We start from the raw sequence: 19,092 nt of genomic DNA, 5'->3' as shown, positions 1-19,092 counted from the left end.
CGCTCGCGGTGGAGAGCCAGGTGAGCGGCCACCGGTGGCCGCGTCCGAAAGGGGCGTCGCGTCGCCGCGTGCCGCCCTACTTCTTCGAGCCGCCCGACTTCTTGGACGAGCCCGAGCGCTTGTCGCCCCTGCCGATCGTCCGGGCGCGTTCGAGCGCGGCGAGCACGCCGATGGCGGCGCGGGCGACTTCGCGTCCCTTGTCGAGTCCGCCGTCGGCCTCGGTCCGCGCGCGCCGGCGAGCCTGTCCGACGTTGTTCGGCGTGAGCACGCCGAACAGGATCGGCGTGTCGGCCTCGAAGGCCGCGTCCATCAGGCGCGTCGCGACCGTGGTGCTGATGTAGCGGTCGTGATCCGTGTCGCCGCGCAGCACCAGCCCGAAGCACAGCACCGCGTCCACGTCGTCGCGCAGCGCGAGCCGCCGCGCGACCAGCGGCAGTTCGTAGGCGCCGGGCACCGCGACCTCGAGCCAGTCGTCGCGGTCCAGCCCGGCGGCCTCGAGGACGGCGCGCGCCGAGCCCTTCATCGTGTCCACGAGTTCGCCGTGGTAGGTGGAGGCCACGACGGCGATGCGACAGCCCTGGGGCAGCCTCTCGGTGCTGGTGGAGGTGGTGTGCGTCGGGTCCTTGGCCATGGCTGCTCGCTCGGGGCGGAGGAGTATAGTCGGACGACCGCCCGCGACCCGCGCGCGGATTCCACCATGTCGTCACGTCCCGCCGGAACCCTCGCCCCGCGCTCGAACGCTCGTCGCCGCGAGGCTGTCCGAGCGACGCTCTGGCCCGCGCTGGCGCTCGCGCTCCTCGGCGCCTCCTGTCGCGGGACCGACGCGCTCCGCCCGCTGCCCGAGCCGATCGCACCGCCCGGTCCGGTGCGCGTGCCGGCCGAGTGGGAGCCCGCTCGCGGCGCGGTCGTGGTCTTTCCGTTCGCGGTGCCCGACGCGCTGGTCCAGGCCCTGGCGGAGAAGGACACGCTGTTCGTGCTCGTCGCCGGCGAGGACCAGGACGCTCTGCGCGAGGCGCTGAAGACGCTCGAGATCCGGCGGCGCAGCTACGAGACGATCGCCTGCACCGCCACCGAGGCCTACCCGCGTGACTTCGGGCCGCTCCAGATCGTCGACGGCGACGGCCAACTCGCCGTGCTCGACCAGATCTTCCAGGGCTATCCGATCTACACCTTCGGCGCCGACCGCGGACGCACGGACGCGCCGATCGAGTTCTTGCCGGACGAGGGTGGCGAGGACGAAGTGGCCCAGGCCAGCGCCTCGCACCTGGACCTGCGCCGCTACGTCGCGCCCATCGCGTTGACCGGAGGCAACTTCCTGGTCGACGGCGCGGGCACGGCGTTCTTCACCGACGCGCTCGTCGACGAGAACCTCGCCTGGCACGACCGCGCGACGTTCTTCGACCTGGTCGAGCGCTTCACCGGCTGCGCGAACCTCGTGCACCTTCCGAACGTCGAGGAGGTGGGCATCCAGCACGTGGACTGCTGGCTGAAGCCGCTGCCCGGCGGACGCCTGCTCGTCCAGGAGGCGCCGGCGGACCACCCCGCGAGCGCGCGCCTCGAAGCAGCGGTGCGCGAGCTCGCCGACGCGCGCGACGCGAACGGCCGTCCGTTCGAGATCCTGCGCGTGCCCTGTCCCGTCGTCGACCGTGAGCAGTGGGGCGACGAAGCGCCGCTCGCCGCCTACACGAACTCGCTGATCCTCAACCAGCGCGTGTACGTGCCGCTCTACGGTGTGCCCGGTGACGAGGTGGCGCTCGACGTCTGGCGCCGCGCGCTGCCCGACCACGAGGTCCTCGGCTTCCTCGACGCGAAGGCCGAAGGGATCGAGGACGGCCCGGTCAAGGACTGGCAGTCCTACGACGCGCTGCACTGCCGCACGCGCGCGATCTTCGACGCCGGAGCCCTCGCGGGCGCCGCGTCGGAGTCCGAACCGACCACCGCCGCCGAGCCCGGCCGGTGACCCCAGCGACCATGACTCCCGAATCGACCACCGACGTGACCTCAGAACCGACCACCGTGCGCTCGACCGACCTGTCCGAGCAGACCCCGCTCCACATCGTTCCCGGTCCCCAGCGCGCCCCCCGCGGTTCCGAACGCCGCTGCAAGAGCTGGAAGGCCGAGGCCGCGCTGCGGATGTTGCTCAACAACCTCGACGACGAGGTGGCGGAGGAACCGGAGAAGCTGATCGTCTACGGCGGCTCCGGCAAGGCCGCGCGCGACTGGGACTGCCTGCGATCGATCGTCACGACGCTCGAACGCCTCGAGCCGGACGAGACGTTGCTCGTGCAGTCGGGCAAGCCGGTCGGCGTGTTCCGCACGACCGAGGACGCGCCGCGCGTGCTGATCGCCAACTCGAACCTCGTCGGCAACTGGGCGAACTGGGAACACTTCCGCAAGCTCGAGGCCGAGGGGAAGATGATGTTCGGCCAGATGACCGCGGGCTCGTGGATCTACATCGGCAGCCAGGGCATCGTCCAGGGCACCTACGAGACGTTCGCGGCCGCCGCCAAGAAGCACTTCGGTGGCGATCTGCGCGGTCGATTGGTCGTGACCGCGGGGCTCGGTGGCATGGGCGGGGCCCAGCCGCTCGCCGCGACGATGAACAACGCGGTGTGCCTCGCGGCCGAGGTCGATCCGAAGCGCATCGAGAAGCGGCTCGAGACGCGCTACACCGACGAGATGATGACCGACGTGGACGCGGCCATCGACCGCGCGCTCGAGCTGAAGGCGAAGGGCGAAGCGCGCTCGATCGGCGTGGTCTGCAACGCGGTGGAGCTGCTCGAGCGGATGATCGCGCGCGACATCGTCCCGGACATCCTCACCGACCAGACCAGCGCGCACGATCCGCTCGGCGGCTACGTGCCGCGCGACATGGCACTGAGCGACGCCTTCGCCCTGCGCGAGAGCGATCCCGACGAGTACCAGCGCCGTTCGTTCGCGACGATGGTCGACCACGTGAAGGCGATGAACGAGTTGCAGCGCCGCGGCGCCGATACGTTCGACTACGGCAACAACCTGCGCGGCCACGCCCAGGAAGCCGGACTCGAGAACGCCTTCGAGTTCGAGGGGTTCGTGCCCAAGTACGTGCGTCCGCTCTTCTGCGAGGGCAAGGGCCCGTTCCGCTGGGCGGCGCTGTCGGGCGACCCGCAGGACATCGCGGTGACCGATCGCATCGTGCGCGAGCTCTTCCCGCACGACACGGCGCTCTTGCGCTGGCTCGACATGGCGGCCGAGCGCATCGAATTCCAGGGCCTGCCGGCGCGCATCTGTTGGCTCGGCTACGGCGACCGCGCGAAGGCGGGTCTCGCCTTCAACGAGGCCGTGCGTCGGGGCGAGATCAGCGCGCCGCTCGCGATCGGTCGCGACCACCTGGACTGCGGTTCGGTGGCGTCGCCGAACCGCGAGACCGAAGCGATGAAGGACGGCACCGACGCCGTCGCCGACTGGCCGTTGCTCAACTGCATGCTGAACGTCGCGTCCGGCGCCGCCTGGGTCAGCTTCCACCACGGTGGGGGCGTCGGCATGGGCTACAGCCTGCACTGCGGACAGGTCTCGGTGGCCGACGGTACACCGCAGGCCCAGGCGGCGCTCGAGCGCGTTCTGACCAACGACTGCGGCACCGGCGTCATGCGCCACGCGGACGCGGGCTACGAGGAAGCGATCGACTGCGCGCGCGAGCGTCACATCGACCTCCCGATGATCGACGGGGCCGGCCACTGACGGCGGTCGCGGGTCACTCCGCGCGAATGGTGGCCGCCGTCATGGAGTAGGGTCGGGGCGGCCTCCCGGTCTCGCCCCGGCCGCGCTGTCTGGCGGAACCGCGGTGTGACCTCGAGACCCGGCCCAATGCGATGCAGACACTCCTCTTCTTCATCTTCGTCGCCGCGGCGATCGCCATGGCCCGCAAGCTCGCCAACCTGGGCAGCGATGGGCCGCGCTCCTCGCGTCAGCGGATCGGCGGCGGAACCTCGCCGTCCCGAGCAGGTGCGCAGAGTGGGGGCAGCACGCTGCGCGACGACCCGTTGGCCGACACGCTGAAGGCCTGGGTGGAAGGACGGGCGAAGACCCGTGGGCCGAGCCCGCCGCCCCTGCCCGTCGAGGCGGAGCTGCGGCCGATCGAGTACGAGTCGTCGTCCGTTCCTTCGGCGCCCGCTCCCGCGTGGAAGCCGGAAGCCTCCATCTACCCGCCGACGCCGGGGAAGGACACCGCACAGCAAGGAACCGCGCAGAACGAAGCCGCGCAGAACGAAGCCGCGCAGAACGACGTCGTCCGGTCGGAGCCACGTCCGGTGGACGCGCCGGTACGGGCGACGCGCGCGCCGCGCCTCGCCTCCGCCTCGGGACCGTTGACCAGCGAAGCGAACACGCTCCACTCGACGGCGAGCGAGGACGCCTCGGACCTCGCCAGCGCGCTCGAGGGAGCGCTCGGTGACGCGGCGCAGAGTCCCGCGGGCCCGAGCCTCGCGCTGTCGTCCTCGTTGACCCGACCCGCCAGCCTCGTCTACAGCGCGTGCCTGTTCCTCGGAGGGTTCGAGCCGTCGGCCGCGAACCGCGCCTTCCGCAGGATCGCGGACCGCTCGCGCTTCTTCGGTCTCGGGCTCGCCGATCCCGCTCAACTGGGTGCGGTGCACCTGGCGAGCGCCGTCGCCGACCTGCGTCGCGCGTCCACGGACCTGATGGCGGCCATCGAGACGGACCTCGAGCGCCTCGACGCCGAGCTGCTCGCGTCCGAGGCCCGTCCCGCCGGCCGCGCCGCGGTGGAACGTCTGCGCGCCCTGATCCGGCCCCGCGACGGGGCCTGAACGCGGCGGCTCAGGGCCCCGCGCCCCGAACTCCCAGGCCACGGCCCGGCGCGCAGAGGTGGGGGGGCTCCGAGCCTCGCGGCCCAGGCTTGCACCTTGGGCCGACGCTTCCGACCCTGTGTCCCCCCCGCGGACCTCGAGCGGATCGAGCGCGGTCGGTCGACACCCATGGACAGCGAACCCCAGAACGAGGCCACCCCGGCCAACGACGACGACTTCCCGGTCGAGCGTCGCGCCGAGCTGACGGCCCAGGACCCCGCCGCACTGGCGCTGTTCTTCGACCTCTACTTCCCCAGGCTCTACGGCTACGTGCGCAGCCTGGTGAAGGATCGTCACCTGTCCGAGGACCTGACCCAGGACATCTTCGTCCAGCTGCACCGCGGCTTTCCGTCCTACGACCCCGAGCGCGCCCTGCGTCCCTGGGTCTTCGCGGTCGCGATCAATCGCCTGCGGGACCATTGGCGCAGTCGGGCCCACCGCGACCGCAGCCTCACCAGGACGTTCGACGGAGAGGACGAGCAGATCGACGTGCCGGACGAGGATCCGGGACCGATCGCTCCCCTGATCGCCGAAGAAGACGCCCAGACCGTGCGCGACGCGGTGGACAGCCTGCCCGACAACCTGCGCGAGACCCTCTACCTGCGGGCCTTCGAGGGGCTGTCCTTCGCCGAGATCGGCGCGGCCGTCGGGCGCAACGAAGTGGCGGTCCGCAAGCGTTACTCCCGCGCCCTGGCCGAGCTGCGCGTGCGGCTCGGAGCTCCCGCCACCGAGGAGGCCGGCTGAGCCGATCCAGCGCGAGCTGGCCCCGTCACAGGGCCGGTGGAACGGCGTAGTCCGGCCGCGCTCGGCGCCCCGCCTCCCCCGAACGCTCCCGGCTGCGTCCCTTCGACCGCGCCGAACCGACCGCGCCGACCTGATCGCGACACCCAGCCCGCACCACTTCGGACCGCGCCATCCGATTGCGCGCCGCTCGCCCGAACGTGAACGACCGCGCGCCCTCGAGACTGCCCGATGACCACCCACCACGATTCACCTCTGTTCGAACCGGCGCAGCCGGACCCGGCGTTCCGGGCCCGGCTGCGCGCGCAGTTCGTGAGCGGAGAGATCGGCGCCGCGGCGGCGGACGTCCGCGACCGGGCGAGCCTCGCCCCGTACCTCGCGGCCGAGGAGCCGAGCCCGGCCTTCGCGGCCGAACTCCGCGAGCGCTTCGTCCGCGGCGACCTCGAAGAGCGCGAGCCTGTCCACGAGCTGCGCCCCGCGGCACGGGTCTTCCCCCTCCACCGGCGGACCGTCCTCGTGACCACGCTGGCGGCGGCCGCGGCCCTGCTCCTGTTCCTGGCGTTCGGGTTCGAACGCAGCGACGGATGGCGGATCTTCAACCACCGAGCGACGGCGCTGCTCGTCGACGACGCGGAGTTCTCGGGCGACGTGCTGCGACCCGGCACGCGCCCGTGCCTCCTGTGCACCGACGCCGGCAACCTGCGGCTCGGCTACGGTGACGACCTGCGACTCGAACTGGCGGCCCACACGCGCGTGCGCATGCCCGAACCCCGTCGCGAGGGCGAGCGCATCGTGCTCCCCGTGCGGGTCGAAGCGGGCGAGTTGGTCATCATCTCGAGGCTGGCGAGTGGCTCCTCGTCCGTGACGATCGAGACCGAGAACGCCTACGTGACGCTGCACGGCACGTCCGTCTCGGTCCTTCCACTGCCGAACGGCCATGTGTGCGTCTGCGTGCAGGCGGGCGAGGTCGAGGTCGAGAGCAAGCGCGGGGAGCGCTCGAAGCTCACGGCCACGGCCGGTCAACGGGTCATGGCGCAGGCCGACGGGACGCTGCTGCTCAGCGAGGAGTACGACAACGAGAAGCGGCTGCGCAATCTCTCCGCCGCCTGCAGCGACATCGCGGAAGGGCGTTTCGAGTCGCCCGAGTACGACCGCAGCTGGAACGCGCTCGAGGACTTCTGAGACGGAACGCACCGCCGAGCGATCGGCGCGCTGGTCGTGCGAGGCGAACGGGCCGCGGCGAGATCGCCGCGGCCCGTTCGCGTTCGGCGCGGGCTCGACCCTGGCAACGGCACCGGTCGAGTCAATCGCCCCGGGCCACAGCGGCGCGAGCGGCGGTCGCGCGTGGGATCCCGAGGGCTGGCGCGCGCAGCGGTGTTGGAGCGGGATGCCAGGGTGCGCTAGCGTCCGGGCGTCGCTCGGACTCGGCAGCGGCGCACCCATGGACTACTCGCTCTTCATCGCCCTTTGGGCTCTCGTCGCTCCCGAACCCGCCGCCACGGGATCCGTCGGTCCCTTCGGACCCGTTCTCGAGGACCAGCCGGCCGCGGTCGTCGGTGCCGAGCTCGAACCGGACCCGGACGACGTCGCCGCGCCGCCCGTGAACGACCTCGCGTTGGGGGGCACGCTCGCCGCGCGTTACGACCGCAGCTTCGGTCGCGACGCCACCCTGCCCGACGAAGCCGGGACCACGCTCTCGGACGCCATCGTCGCCCTGCGAGGCACGTGGTACGGCTACCGTTTCGAGGTCGCGCTCGAGTTCGACGAGACCAACGGCTCGACGCTCGACCGAATGTTCGTCGAGTCCGACCTCGACCAACGTCACCGCCTGCGCGTCGGCCTGATCCGCAACCCCTTCCTGTACAGCTCGTTCGCCGACGAGGACGGTTTCGTGTTCCCGTACCGGACGCGGCTCGGTCGCGAGTTCATGTCCACCGACGAGGGTCTCGAGTTCCTCGCCGACTACGGCCGCGCGGACCTGCGGCTCTCGTTCACGAACGGCAACGACGGCGTGGCCGACTCCCGCCGCGGCACCCTGCGCGCCGGCTTCCACGTGCTGGGGGAGCGCATCCATCCCGGCGAGCGCCCGCGCCCCGAACGCGAAGGACTCAGCTTCTTCCTCGCCTACACCGACGACGGTTCGTTCGTCTCGGGTGACGCCTTCGCCATCGAGACCCACGCTCAGGCGGGTCGCTTCCGATTCCACGGCGAGTGGGTCGACGCGGCCGACGGCATCGGCGACCAGCGGGGCCTGGCGGGCACGCTGTCCGCGGCCTTCGACGGTGGCGCGACCGAGTTGGCCGTGCGGGCGGAAACCTTGAAGGCTCCTCAGCGGCGACAGGTGTTCGGTGTGGCGGCCACGCACTCGCTCATGCGCGACGTCCTGCGCGTCCAGGGCGCGATCGAGCACGTGAGCGGGCCCGGAACGCTGGACGAGGGCTTCACCGTCTCGGCCGGTCTCGTCATCTCGCTCTGACTCGCCGCCGGGCCGGTCGAACCAGCTCGACGGTCGGACCTTGTGGGCCCACGGGTGGGAGAGGCGTACCCGTCGGATTGCTCGCCAACCCCCGACCTGGTCTGGTGTTCCGAGCGTCGGGCGTCCTTGGGAGGGCGCCGGGGACGACGCTCGAGTCGGACGCAGCCCCGTGGCGGCGTCCGCGAACACCAAGGGTCGATGGACGAGCCGTACGCGGTGCGTCCGAGGGGGACAGGTTCCGATGGACCAGACCAGAAGGGTCGACGACGGAAGAACGGCGGGTCACAACGGTCCGGGCGCACTCGCGCGGATCGCCCAGGACGGAGCCGCTGACACCGAGGTGCCGCCGCGCTGGCGTGGCTCGAGCCACTGGCTCGCCGAAGTGCGGGCGTTGCGCGCCGATTCGCGCGATCGGCGCGGAGCCCGGATCGACGCGGCCGCGCGGGCCGGTGTCAGCGGCGTCCACGCTTGTGGCTCGGGACCCGGAGGAGCCACGCTCTGCGGCGCGAGCCACGTGGACCTGGGAAGTCGGGCCGCCGAGTACGGACTGCTCTACGGCGTGGTGCCGGTCGGCCCGCGGCAGGTTTCGCTCGCCGAGCCCTGGAGCGACTACTACCTGATCGAGACGCGCGGGCCGCTCGACGCCGACCTGGTTCGAGAGCTGGCGCGCACCGGCAAGCCGGTCTGGCTGCGTCCGGAGAACTCGCGCTCGGGCGACGAGGCCCACGAGGGATTGCTCGCCGCCGTCGACGACCTGGTCGACGCTGGTTGCCGTCGACTCGTCACCCTCGGGACCGAACGCGCGAGCGGCCACGCGGCGTCCGATCGCATCGCCAGCGTCGGTCGTCTGCGCCGCGCCACCGGCCTGCCCAGCGGCTGGAGCGACCATGCGGGCGACGCCTACTCCATCGCGCGCGCCCACCAGGAACTCGGGGCGCGCCACTTCGTCGTGCGCCTCGAACTCGAGGGCGAGGGGCGGGCCGGCACGGGCCTCGACCCTTCGGAACTGCGTGCTCTGCGCGAGCGCCTCGAACCGGCTCCGGCCGCACCGGTGTGGCGCGGCCGGGCGCCGAGTCGCTCACGCACCGAACGGAACGATGCGACCGGGAAGCTCGAACCGGCCGCGGTCGCCGCTCAGGGCACCTGAATCACGTAGCTGGCCGGCGGATCGTCGGAGGTGGCCAGGGCCAGGCCGCCGTCGCGCTCCATCGTCACCACGGCGATGCGCAGACCGGGCAGACGGCGTCGCAGGCGCTCGACGGTTCCGAGGCCCCAGTCGGAGTGGAAGCGGCCGTTCCAGTGCACGACGCGCGGCCAACGGCCACCGCCACCTCGTTCGCCTTCACCGCGGAACAGACTGGCGATCGCGTGCGCCATCGTCTCGTCCTTCAGGACCTGGGCCGCGTACATGAGCGAGAAGTCGGTCATGCCCGAGCCGTGGCCGCCCATCATCGCGTTCATGGTCTCGTCGAACTCGCGGCGGTAGCGACCGTCGGAGAGGTCGGACACGGGGCTCGCGAAGATCGACCCGCCGCTCGACGGTGCTTCGGAGCGCGCCACCGCCCGCGCCGCACGGCGCGGGACGTTCGCGGCGACGACGTCCCAACCGTTCTCGCGCGCCAGGTCCACGACCGGTCCGTAGTGGTCCGCGTAGGGCGAGTCGGGCGAGTCCCAGGGGCGCGCGTTGGCGAGGAAGTAGTCCTTGCAGGCGTAGCCGTCGACGTAGAGCGTCACCACGTCCTGCACGTCGCGCTCGAACATCTCCATCGAGAGCACCGGCTGCGGGTGGTCCGCGAGGATCGCGCGCGTCAGCTCGGTCATCACGCGGTGTCCCTCGAGCGAGTCGTGCAGTTCGCCGAGGAAGATCACGTCCGCGCGGCGCAGTTCGCGTGCGGCGGAGTCGATGTCGATCTCGGTCCCGTCGGGCACCGTGAGGATGCGGGCCTCCTGGACGCGATCGGATGCTCCACCGAGCACCCCACAGGAGGTGAGGGGAGCGAGGAGAAGGGCGAGGGTGGCGCAGCGCGCTGCAGCGAGTTTCCGGTTCATGGTGCGCGGGTGTGGGGCGGAGGATGGATGGGGCGGTCCGCTCAGCGTTCGGTCAGGAAAGGGACGAGGGCGGCGATGGCAGCCGCGGAATCGACGTCCCAGAAGACGACGTGGTTGGAGGACTCGAGCTCGACGAGTGTGCGTTCTTCGGACCCGAGCGCGTCGAACGCGGCGCGCGCGGAGGCCGGATCGGCCACGGTGTCGCCGTTCGCGACGACGGTGAGGATCGGGCACAGGTAGCGACCGAGGAGCTCCGGGTCTCGCGCGCGTCGCGCCACGTCGGCGGCGCGGGAAGCGGCGTCGAGGGGCAGCACTCGATAGAACCTGTAGCCTTCGCCGAGGCTCGCACGGCTGATGCCGCGGATCTCGGGGCCGCTGTCCACGTAGGTGACGAACGTGCCGGCGAACTCGGTCCAGCTCTCGATCGACGCGATCGTCCACCAGCGCGGCGTGATCTTGAAGTAGGGCGCGACGAGCGCCAGGCGGTCCAGCGAGGCCGTCCCCGGTTCGTCCGCACTCCCGGCCGACGGCGCGAGGGCCAGCAGGCTGCAGGCCGCCCCCATCGAGAAGCCGACCACACGCACCGTCGGGAAGCGTTCGGCGAGGCTCGCGTACTCCTCGCGCACGGCCTCGATCCACTGATCGGCGGTCGTGGTCGCGAGTTCCTCGGCGCTCGTCCCGTGGCCGGGCAGGAGCATCGCGCGCACGAACACGCCCTCGTCGGCGAGGCGCTGCGGGAGCTCGCCGAAGTCCGCCGGCGTGCTGCGGAAGCCGTGCACCAGAAGGACCGCGATCTCGGCGTCGGTCGGCCCCAGCTCGATCGGACCCCAACCCTCGCGCACCGTGCCAGGTTCGATGCCGGCCGCGCGCTCCGCGGCCAGGAGGCCGCGCGCGTGGCTGTCGATGCGACACCCGCCGAGCGTCGCCAGGACGACTCCGAGACCGATCAGGCCCAGGTTCGCCAGGAGCCAGCGCCGCCGGCGGCGTCCGCGATCGCGACGCGCTTCGGCCGCGATCAGGGGACTCAGCTCCTGCAGCTCGCGGACACCCGGCGGCGCCGGACCCACGTCGTCGAGGCGGGGCGGCGTCCGCGGGTCCTTCTGGCCGGTGTCCATGGGCGGCCGAGCATACGGTGCGCGGCGCCACGGGCCGACTGGTAGCATCCCGCCCGTGACCTTCCTCGACGCCTCCCTGGCCCTCGCCGCTCTCGTTCTCGCCGCCGTCCTCGTGGTCGCGGTCGTCGCACGGCGGCGGACGCGCGCGAACCTCGGTGCACCGGTCGTGGCACGGCGGGTCACCCGCTCCGTCGTGCCGATCGTCGCCGTCGCCGTCGCGATGGTCGCCGTGCTGCTCGCCCGGGCCGAACCGCTGCCCCTGGTGGTCGTGCTGCTCGCGGCCGCGCTGTACTTCGCGGCTCCCAGTCCCGACGCGCGCGTGCTCGGACGGGACGGCATCCAACGCGGCTGGCGCAGCGTGCGGTTCGAAGATCTGGTCGAGTGGCGACTCACGGGCGACGACCTGCGCGTGCTGCTCGACGGCGAGTGGGAAGCCGTGCCCGCGCCGGCCGCCGACCACGCGCAGTTGCGTCAGGTGCTCGAACAGCGCGCGCCCGGTCGCGAGAGTCGCTTCGCGCACTGAGCCTGCCGAGCGGAACCGAACGATGTCGCAGAGCATGCGCAGCCGCGCTGCCCAGCGCCGGGCGAGGCCGATGCCCGGGTGCGTGCGCACCTTCTTCCCCCTGCCGTTCATCCTCGCGGGCCTGATCGCGGTCTGGATCGCGAGCGGCGACGTGATCGACGGACTTCGCAGCGCGGACTGGCCCCAGGTGACGGGCACCGTGACCGAGTCGTTCGTCGAGACCCACGAGAGCGACGACAGCGCGACCTACTCGGTCCAGGTGCGCTACCTCTACTCGGTCGACGGCGTCGAGCACACCGGTGATCGAGTTGCGTTCACGCGCTGGAACCACAACGACCTCGGCGCCGCGGAAGCCGTTCGGAAGCGCTACCCCGTGGGCGCGAGCGTCGTCGTCTTCCACTCCGCCGACCGGCCGCAGGACGCGGTTCTCGAACCAGGTCTGTTCGCTGGCGCCCTGGGCATGCTGGCCTTCGGCGTCGTCTTCGCGCTCGTCGGACTCGTGCTCTTCTTCCGCTTCCGGCGCACGCTGCCGACGGGCGCCGACGACGCGACCGACGCGAGTTCCGCGCCCTCGACCTGACGCGGCGCGGACCGGGTGTCGGCGCGACGGACGGTCACTCGCTGGGGAGCTTCCAGTCGAGCGGCGGGGCGGGGCGTCCGCGCCGGCGCTTCGGGTTCGCGTTCAGGAACTGCGCGGCCTCGTCGTAGCGCTCCTGGATCAGAGCGCGCAGGCGACCGCCGTCGAAGCCGTCGACCAGTTCCTCGGACGCCTCGACGTAGCGAGCCACGAAGTGTGCCTGCTCGCTCGGCACGAGACCCAGCGCCAGATCCGTGAACAGATCGCCCAGATCGTGGGCGGCCCGTCGTCCGTCGCGTGCCGCCCGGACGCGCTGGTGCGGCCCGGCGCGCGAGCCGCGCCACAGGTCCAGGTACACAGGCTCGATCGATCCGCCCGGTCGTCGGACCCACAGGAGGTTGCGGGCGTAGAGGTCGCGGTGCTGGAAGCCCTCGGCGTGGAAGCGGGCCAGGGACACGGCCAGCGCGTCGAGGGCCACTGCGCGGTCGTTCGAGCGCGGACTGGACAAGAGCGCCTCGTAGCCGGCGGCGTGGGGGACGCGCGCGGTGAGCAACAGCTGGGAGAGGACTCGGGTCCGGGTGACGCGCGCGACGGCCAACACCGGCTCCGGCGCGGCGAAGCGATTGGCGCGCAGCTCGTTCAGGCGCGCGAACTCGCGCAGCCGCGGGGGCGGGCGCCGCAGCAGGAGTCGCGCCCAACCGTGGCGGCGCGCTCCGCTCCCGCGCAGAGGGCCACCCTTCAGGTAGAACTCCGCCGAACCGGCGCCCTCCAATGTCCTGAACTCGCCGCCGTCGCGCGGGCGGGCCTCCACGATCGCGAGAAGTTCCTCGGCGCGATCGGCCAGCGCCGACTTGCCGAGCACCAGTACCTGGGTGTGGCCGGAACGGCGCGCGGAACTCACGCGACCTCCGAGTTCGCGCGTCGCGCGAGGACGAACGTCTGGGCCGAGAGCCGCCAGACCGGTCGTGCCACGCGCACGACCGGTGCGCCGGCCGCGGCGAAGATCTCCTCGATGCGCGCGATCCGGCGCGCCACCCGTCCCGAGTCGTCGCGGCGGGCCGTGCCGAGGGGCGCGGCACCGTCCGAGCGACGCAGGAGGAACGGCCACGTGTCGGAATCCCAGAAGCTCGCCACGATCGGGCCGCGCGACACGCGCACGAGTTCCGAAACCACGGCGGTGAGTGCGCGGTCCGACCCGAGGTGGTGGAGGAAGCGGCAGGCGACGACCGCGTCGAAGGAACGCGTGGGGAAGGGCAGTCGCTCGGCGCTGGCGCGGACGCGTGCGCCGCTCGCCGCGCCGAGTTGGTCGGCCGACGCGTCACAGCCGATCCACAGGTGCCCGAGCCCCTCGATGGCCGCGCGCAGCCGACCGGTCCCGCAGGCCACGTCGAGCACCCGCCCCGGCCGCGCGAGCTGGGTGGCGAGCAGACCCGCGACGGCTCGCGGATCGCGCCGGGCACGCCGACGCGTGCCCCAGCGCCCGCGTCGCCAGGCGTCGCCGCCGTGATCACGGGTCCACTTCGTGCCGAGTCGTTCCAGGTCGTCGATCATCGTCGTGTGCGCGTGAGTTCACGGGCGGCCGTCGTGCGAACCGGCCGCGCGCTCCATTAGACTCCCCGGCGTGGCGGCATTGAACTGGATGGACGTGGTCGCGGGTGCTGGAAGCCCGGACGAAGGAGCTTCGAGCGGTCTGCCCACCGAGGCCAGCCTGCTCGAGGGGCTCAATCCCGCCCAGCAGCGCGCCGTCACGTTCGGTGACGGCCCACTCCTCATCCTGGCGGGAGCGGGGACCGGCAAGACGCGCACGATCACCCGGCGACTAGCCTGGCTGGTGGCCACCCGGCGCGTGGACGCGGACGGCGTGCTCGCCATCACGTTCACGAACAAGGCCGCGCGCGAGATGCGCGAGCGGGTCGATGCGCTGCTGCCGACCCGCGGCATGTGGATCAGCACCTTCCACTCGATGTGCGCGCGCATCCTGCGGCGCGAGGTCGAGCTGCTCGAGGGCTACACGCGCGACTACACGATCATCGACACCACCGACCGGCGTCAGCTCCTCAAGGAACTGGTCAAGGAACTCGGGTACGCGCCCGAACGCTTCAAGCCGGCCGCGCTCGCCGCCTGGATCAGCCACGCCAAGATGTCGGCGCGCGACCCGCAGGAGGACGACGGACTCGGCGGCGGCTTCGAGGAGGAGGTCCTGGGGCGCCTGTGGGTCGCCTACGAGTCGAAGCTGCGGGCACAGAACCAGCTCGACTTCGACGACCTGTTGCTCAAGGTGCTCGAGCTGTTCGACCGTTTCCCGGGCGTGCGCGACGCCTACGCGCACCAGTTCCGCTACGTGCTCGTCGACGAGTACCAGGACACGAACCGGGTCCAGTACCTGCTCGCGCGCCACCTGGCCAGCGCCTACGGGAACATCGCGGTCTGCGGCGATCCCGACCAGTCGATCTACGGCTGGCGCGGCGCCGACATCCGCAACATCCTCGACTTCGAGCAGGACTTCGGGAAGGCGATGGTGGTCAAGCTCGAGCAGAACTACCGCTCGACCACGAAGGTCCTCGACGCGGCGCAGTCGCTGATCGCGAACAACACGGACCGCAAGGAGAAGGAACTGTGGTCCGAGCGCACCGACGGACCCAACGTCCGCGTCATCCAGTTCGGCGACGAGACCGAGGAGGCCGAGTGGATCGCGCGCGAGGTCGACAAGTTGGTCGACGCCGGGGTCGAACGCCGCGAGATCGCCGTTCTGTACCGCGTGCACTTCATGCAGCGCGTCCTCGAGCGCGCGCTGCGTGAGGCCGGCGTGCCGTACCGGATCGCGGGCGGACTCGAGTTCTACGAGCGGCGCGAGATCAAGGATCTGCTCGCCTACCTGCACCTGCTCGTCAATCCGCGCGCGGACCTGGCGACCAAGCGGGCGCTCAACGTGCCGCCGCGCGGGATCGGTGCCACCAGCGTCGAGCGCATCGTCGAGTGGGCGGCCGACCGTCGCGTCACGCTCGTGCGCGCGCTCGAGAGCGAGGAACTGCGGACGCAGATCCGCGGCCGCGCCAAGAAGGGCATCGCCGCCTTCGTCGAGCTGCTCGAGCGACTCGAGGGCGCGTCGAAGCGGCCACCGCACCAGGTGCTCGGCCAACTCGTCGACGAGCTCGACTACTTCTCCTACGTCGAGGGCCTCGACGACAAGGACGCGACGAGCCGCGTCGAGAACGTCGAGGAATTCCTCGCGAGTGCCGAGCGCTTCGAGAGCGAGAACCCAGAGGCGACGCTCGTCGACTTCCTGGCGGACGTGGCCCTGGTCAGCGACGTCGACCGCTTCGAGAGCGACGGCACCACCGAGGGCGAGGCCGAGGAGGCGCCGGGGGGGACGGTCACGCTCATGACCCTGCACGCCGCGAAGGGCCTCGAGTTCGACGCGGTGTTCGTGCCGGGCGTCGAGGAGGAACTCCTGCCGCACATGCGTGCGCTCGAGGACGACGCGGGCGGCGTCGAGGAGGAGCGGCGCCTGCTGTACGTCGGCATCACGCGTGCCCGCGAGCACCTGGTGCTGTCGCACGCGTCGACGCGCATGTACTTCGGCGCGAACTCCTGGCGCGAGGGGTCGCGCTTCCTCGACGAACTGCCCAAGGACGGCGTCGAGGGCATCGAGCAGGGCTCGGACGACGACTGGGACCTGGGTGAGTTCGTGAAGGAGGACTCGAACCTCTACGAGGGCGCCTGGGTGCGCCACGACCACTTCGGCAAGGGCCGCGTGGAACGGTTGACCGGCACCGGCGCGAACGCGCGCGCCACGGTCGCGTTCGCGCACGCCGGTACGAAGACGCTCCTGCTCGCCTACGCCAAGCTCGAACCGGTCGAGGGCGGGGGCGGCGCGTGAGCACCGCGGCCGACCTCGAGCGCGCGTTGGCCGAACTGGTCGAGTCGGCGCGCGCCGACCTTCGCCCGGGCGAGCGCGAAGAGTTGGCCAAGGCGCTGCGCGCGGCGGCCGCATCGCTCGCGGGGGACGCAACGGCGGCGAAGTCCCCCGGAACGACGGGTCCCGCCCGCTTCGAGATCGTGGGGGAGAGTCCCGCGTTGCGCTCGATGCTCGCGCTCGTGGATCGCATCGCCGCCACCGACGTGCCCGTGCTGATCCGCGGCGAGACCGGCAGCGGCAAGGAAGGTGTCGCGCGCCGCCTGCACACGTCCGGCCCGCGCGCGGCGGGACCGTTCCTGGCCATCGACTGCGGCGCCATCGCGCCCACGCTGATCGAGAGCGAACTCTTCGGGCACGTGCGCGGTTCGTTCACCGGCGCCGACCGCGACCGCCCCGGGCACTTCGTCAGCGCCGACGGCGGCACGCTGTTGCTCGACGAGGTGGGGGAGCTTCCGCTCGACCTACAGCCGAAGCTGCTGCGCGTCCTGCAGGAGGGCGAGGTCCGACCCGTGGGCGGCAGCGCCTCGAAGAAGGTCGACGTGCGCGTCCTGGCGGCCACGAACCGCGACCTCGAACGCTGCTGCCGCGAGGGCACGTTCCGCCAGGACCTCTACTACCGGCTGGCCGTGGTCGAGGTGGTGGTGCCGCCCCTGCGCGATCGACTCGAGGACCTGCCGCTCCTGGCCGAGCACCTCCTCGCGCGCATCGCCGCCGAGGGCGGTTCGCGGGCCGCGGGCTCGCCGCCGCCGCGCCTGTCGTCCGCGGCGCTCGAGCGGCTCGCCGCCCACGCTTGGCCGGGGAACGTGCGCGAGCTCGAGAACGCCCTGCGACGCGCCGCGGCCATGTGGCGGCCGAGCGGCCCCGACGACGAGCTCGGACCCGAGGACTTCGAGGACGCGCTCGCAGGCCGAGGTCGCTGACCGGCGGCGGCCTCTCACGTCGCCGTTCGAGCGCTTCCACGGGGCTCCCCGTCCACGGGACTTCCGAGCGCGTTCCGAGATTCGGCGGCCCGCTGGGCACAACTTCGGACGCCCCGGGGGATAGCGCGGGGCCCCACGACCTCGGCGCACCCGCCGCGGCCCGCTGCCCACCCCGGGGCCGGGCCTGGATGGCGCCCGCCCAATCGCTACCATCGTCGCCCCCACCGGACGGCCCGGCCCGCACCCCACGGGCCACCGCGCCTCCGGCCGCCCTGCGCACCGAAGCGCCGCCCTGCCGAGCAGCGCGCCGCCGCGCGGGCACCACGACCCTTTCCCCGACTCGTCCCTCATTCGTCCCCCAATGCCCAAGCTCATCGTCCAGGACGGCGACCAGAAGCGCGCCTTCCGCCTCTCGAAGGGGCGTCTGACCCTCGGTTCGGCCGACTCGAACAAGCTCGTGCTCACCTCGGACGGTGTCGAGGCCGAGCACGCCGTGCTGACGATCCGCGAGGAGGCGGCCACGCTCGACGCGTTGGCCACCGTCCAGATCGACGGCGAGTCCGCGGTCGGCATGGGCCTCGCCCTGCCGCTCGGCGCGACGGTTCGCATCGGAGGCGCGCTGATCGCCCTCAAGGCCGACGACGCCGAGCCCAAGGCGGCCGCGAAGGCCACGGGCGGTTCGGCCACCGGTGGTGCGGCCCGGGGCAAGAGCGGTTCCTCGCGCGCGGGTGCCTCCGCCGGTGGTCGCGCCTCGGCGCGCGGCGGTGCGAAGCGCGGTGGTTCGTCCCGGCGCTCCGGCGCCAGCGCGCGCAAGGGTCGCGGCGGTGACGACGACGAAGAGCGTCCGTCGCGCCGCGGCAAGCCCCAGGGCAAGCCGGCCTGGATGATGCCGCTGATCGTCGTCTTCGCCCTGGTGCTCGCCGGCGCCGGCATCAGCCTGATGTCCGGCTCGGGCAACGAGACGACGCTCACGCTCGCGATGAACGAGTACGACAGCGGCCAACTGGCGCGCGCGCGCCAGTTCATCGACGAGGTGGATCGCGCGAAGCTGCCGCCGGACCGTCTGGCCGACTACGACGCGACGCTCGCGAAGATCGAGGTCCAGGAACAGCAGGGCGAGGTCGGACCGAAGCGTTCGAAGGCGCTCCAGTGGACGCAGAAGTTCCTCGCGAACTACTCGGACAACTTCCTGTCGGCGGAGAAGCGCGCGCTCGAGACGGAGAAGGGCAACGAAGCCCTGACCCACGCCAAGATGCGCATCTGGTTGCAGCGCTTCGAAGAGTTCGAGCGCGACTACCCCGACTACGCCAGCGCGGCGTGGCGCGCCACGGGCAGCTGGTCCGACATGGTGGACACGCTGCTCGCGACCCGCGACGAGTACACGCAGTTCGCCGACGCGCGTTCCGCTCCGAACGAGGCCGACCTCGAGTGGGCCATGTTCCTGTACACCGACGCGAGCGGTGGCAAGGGCCGGCGCTTCGACAAGGCGTCCGAGGAACTCGACGCTTTCGTGGCCGCCGGTGGTTCGTCGACGACCGCCGAGATGCACCGCACCGAGCTCCAGCGCCGGGCGCTGTTGTTCTCGAACGAGATGATCGACCTGGCGAACAAGACCTACCAGCAGGGCGTGGCCCAGGGCGGCACGAACAACCGCCAGTTCCTGACCGCGGTGGGCTACCTCCTGTCGGTGGCGCGCTACTCGAGCCTGCCCGAGAAGGCCAACGAGGCCCTCGACCTGCTCCAGGAGTTCCCGAACCTCGACGAGATCGTCAAGAGCTACGTCAACGCAGCCATCGGTGGGGACGAGGCGTCGGCGGACAAGGTCGCTTACCTCGAAGGCGCGCGGCCGATCTTCCGTCAGGCCATCGAGCAGGCGCGCGAAGAGCTGGCCGCGAAGGCGGCGGAGAAGGCCGCCGAGAGCGACAGCTGAA

At 71.9% G+C, this 19,092-nt stretch carries 17 protein-coding genes; 12 read left to right on the top strand and 5 right to left on the bottom strand.

Annotation, left to right across the window (positions count from 1 at the left end; translation table 11 throughout):
- Positions 1-76: 76 nt before the first annotated feature.
- Positions 77-631, bottom strand: coding sequence for a 6,7-dimethyl-8-ribityllumazine synthase (ribH, locus tag Pla163_RS13275; RefSeq protein ID WP_145189221.1), 555 nt, complete (start codon positions 629-631; stop codon positions 77-79).
- 66 nt (positions 632-697) lie between these two features.
- Here ribH and Pla163_RS13270 point away from each other — a divergent pair, with 66 nt between their 5' ends.
- From Pla163_RS13270 to Pla163_RS13240, 7 genes are all read left to right on the top strand, one after another.
- Positions 698-1,960, top strand: a complete 1,263-nt coding sequence (locus tag Pla163_RS13270; protein ID WP_145189218.1) for an agmatine deiminase family protein — start codon at positions 698-700, stop codon at positions 1,958-1,960.
- An 11-nt stretch (positions 1,961-1,971) separates the two neighbouring features.
- Positions 1,972-3,720: a urocanate hydratase gene (hutU, locus tag Pla163_RS13265; RefSeq protein ID WP_145189214.1), complete on the top strand. Its 1,749-nt coding sequence runs from the start codon at positions 1,972-1,974 to the stop codon at positions 3,718-3,720.
- Between the two features lie 131 nt (positions 3,721-3,851).
- On the top strand, positions 3,852-4,802 hold the full coding sequence (locus Pla163_RS13260; protein WP_145189211.1) for a hypothetical protein: 951 nt from the start codon (positions 3,852-3,854) through the stop codon (positions 4,800-4,802).
- Positions 4,803-4,970: 168 nt separating this feature from the next.
- Positions 4,971-5,585: an RNA polymerase sigma factor gene (locus Pla163_RS13255; protein ID WP_145189208.1), complete on the top strand. Its 615-nt coding sequence runs from the start codon at positions 4,971-4,973 to the stop codon at positions 5,583-5,585.
- 228 nt (positions 5,586-5,813) lie between these two features.
- Positions 5,814-6,764 carry a FecR family protein gene (locus tag Pla163_RS13250; RefSeq protein WP_145189205.1) on the top strand — a complete coding sequence of 317 codons (951 nt, stop codon included), beginning with the start codon at positions 5,814-5,816 and terminating at the stop codon, positions 6,762-6,764.
- A 259-nt stretch (positions 6,765-7,023) separates the two neighbouring features.
- The gene (locus tag Pla163_RS13245; RefSeq protein WP_145189202.1) at positions 7,024-8,058 is read left to right on the top strand and encodes a hypothetical protein; all 1,035 of its coding nucleotides are present in this window, start codon (positions 7,024-7,026) and stop codon (positions 8,056-8,058) included.
- 241 nt (positions 8,059-8,299) lie between these two features.
- Entirely contained in the window at positions 8,300-9,205 is a 906-nt protein-coding gene (locus tag Pla163_RS13240) for an N-acetylneuraminate synthase family protein (protein WP_145189198.1), read from the top strand.
- On the opposite strand, the gene Pla163_RS13235 is transcribed toward Pla163_RS13240, so the two are convergent.
- Together Pla163_RS13235 and Pla163_RS13230 are read right to left on the bottom strand one after the other, a co-directional pair.
- Positions 9,193-10,107, bottom strand: a complete 915-nt coding sequence (locus tag Pla163_RS13235; RefSeq protein ID WP_145189195.1) for a ChaN family lipoprotein — start codon at positions 10,105-10,107, stop codon at positions 9,193-9,195. The two genes, Pla163_RS13240 and Pla163_RS13235, sit on opposite strands and share 13 nt — an antisense overlap.
- Before the next feature lie 41 nt (positions 10,108-10,148).
- A complete protein-coding gene (locus Pla163_RS13230; RefSeq protein ID WP_419185923.1) occupies positions 10,149-11,222 on the bottom strand; it encodes an alpha/beta hydrolase in 1,074 nt (357 codons plus the stop codon).
- 55 nt (positions 11,223-11,277) lie between these two features.
- On the opposite strand from Pla163_RS13230, the gene Pla163_RS19075 reads away from it, so the two are divergent.
- Positions 11,278-11,745, top strand: coding sequence for a hypothetical protein (locus tag Pla163_RS19075; protein ID WP_419185922.1), 468 nt, complete (start codon positions 11,278-11,280; stop codon positions 11,743-11,745).
- A 34-nt stretch (positions 11,746-11,779) separates the two neighbouring features.
- Positions 11,780-12,325, top strand: coding sequence for a DUF3592 domain-containing protein (locus Pla163_RS13220; RefSeq protein WP_419185921.1), 546 nt, complete (start codon positions 11,780-11,782; stop codon positions 12,323-12,325).
- 34 nt (positions 12,326-12,359) lie between these two features.
- Here Pla163_RS13220 and Pla163_RS13215 read toward each other — a convergent pair whose 3' ends face one another.
- Positions 12,360-13,223 (bottom strand): lipopolysaccharide kinase InaA family protein, encoded by an 864-nt coding sequence (locus tag Pla163_RS13215; protein ID WP_419185920.1) that lies wholly within the window; start codon positions 13,221-13,223, stop codon positions 12,360-12,362.
- On the bottom strand, positions 13,220-13,873 hold the full coding sequence (locus Pla163_RS13210; RefSeq protein ID WP_145189180.1) for a class I SAM-dependent methyltransferase: 654 nt from the start codon (positions 13,871-13,873) through the stop codon (positions 13,220-13,222). The genes Pla163_RS13215 and Pla163_RS13210 overlap by 4 nt, the downstream gene beginning before the upstream one ends.
- 70 nt (positions 13,874-13,943) lie before the next feature.
- Between Pla163_RS13210 and Pla163_RS13205 the strand changes: the two genes are divergently transcribed.
- From Pla163_RS13205 to Pla163_RS13195, 3 genes are all read left to right on the top strand, one after another.
- The gene (locus Pla163_RS13205; RefSeq protein WP_145189177.1) at positions 13,944-16,202 is read left to right on the top strand and encodes an ATP-dependent helicase; all 2,259 of its coding nucleotides are present in this window, start codon (positions 13,944-13,946) and stop codon (positions 16,200-16,202) included.
- The gene (locus Pla163_RS13200; RefSeq protein WP_145189174.1) at positions 16,199-17,161 is read left to right on the top strand and encodes a sigma-54 interaction domain-containing protein; all 963 of its coding nucleotides are present in this window, start codon (positions 16,199-16,201) and stop codon (positions 17,159-17,161) included. The genes Pla163_RS13205 and Pla163_RS13200 overlap by 4 nt, the downstream gene beginning before the upstream one ends.
- Before the next feature lie 361 nt (positions 17,162-17,522).
- Positions 17,523-19,091 carry an FHA domain-containing protein gene (locus Pla163_RS13195; RefSeq protein WP_145189171.1) on the top strand — a complete coding sequence of 523 codons (1,569 nt, stop codon included), beginning with the start codon at positions 17,523-17,525 and terminating at the stop codon, positions 19,089-19,091.
- Position 19,092: the final 1 nt, after the last annotated feature.

This window comes from Rohdeia mirabilis (genome assembly GCA_007750655.1).
GTDB lineage: Bacteria > Planctomycetota > UBA1135 > UBA1135.
This window is presented reverse-complemented; position numbering and strand designations above follow the sequence as displayed.

Bases quoted from the DNA above. Each gene is read 5' to 3' on its own strand.
- ribH (WP_145189221.1), bottom strand. From the start codon at position 631: ATGGCCAAGGACCCGACGCACACCACCTCCACCAGCACCGAGAGGCTG.
- Pla163_RS13270 (WP_145189218.1), top strand. From the start codon at position 698: ATGTCGTCACGTCCCGCCGGAACCCTCGCCCCGCGCTCGAACGCTCGT.
- hutU (WP_145189214.1), top strand. From the start codon at position 1,972: ATGACTCCCGAATCGACCACCGACGTGACCTCAGAACCGACCACCGTG.
- Pla163_RS13260 (WP_145189211.1), top strand. From the start codon at position 3,852: ATGCAGACACTCCTCTTCTTCATCTTCGTCGCCGCGGCGATCGCCATG.
- Pla163_RS13255 (WP_145189208.1), top strand. From the start codon at position 4,971: ATGGACAGCGAACCCCAGAACGAGGCCACCCCGGCCAACGACGACGAC.
- Pla163_RS13250 (WP_145189205.1), top strand. From the start codon at position 5,814: ATGACCACCCACCACGATTCACCTCTGTTCGAACCGGCGCAGCCGGAC.
- Pla163_RS13245 (WP_145189202.1), top strand. From the start codon at position 7,024: ATGGACTACTCGCTCTTCATCGCCCTTTGGGCTCTCGTCGCTCCCGAA.
- Pla163_RS13240 (WP_145189198.1), top strand. From the start codon at position 8,300: ATGGACCAGACCAGAAGGGTCGACGACGGAAGAACGGCGGGTCACAAC.
- Pla163_RS13235 (WP_145189195.1), bottom strand. From the start codon at position 10,107: ATGAACCGGAAACTCGCTGCAGCGCGCTGCGCCACCCTCGCCCTTCTC.
- Pla163_RS13230 (WP_419185923.1), bottom strand. From the start codon at position 11,222: ATGGACACCGGCCAGAAGGACCCGCGGACGCCGCCCCGCCTCGACGAC.
- Pla163_RS13220 (WP_419185921.1), top strand. From the start codon at position 11,780: ATGCGCAGCCGCGCTGCCCAGCGCCGGGCGAGGCCGATGCCCGGGTGC.
- Pla163_RS13210 (WP_145189180.1), bottom strand. From the start codon at position 13,873: ATGATCGACGACCTGGAACGACTCGGCACGAAGTGGACCCGTGATCAC.
- Pla163_RS13195 (WP_145189171.1), top strand. From the start codon at position 17,523: ATGCCCAAGCTCATCGTCCAGGACGGCGACCAGAAGCGCGCCTTCCGC.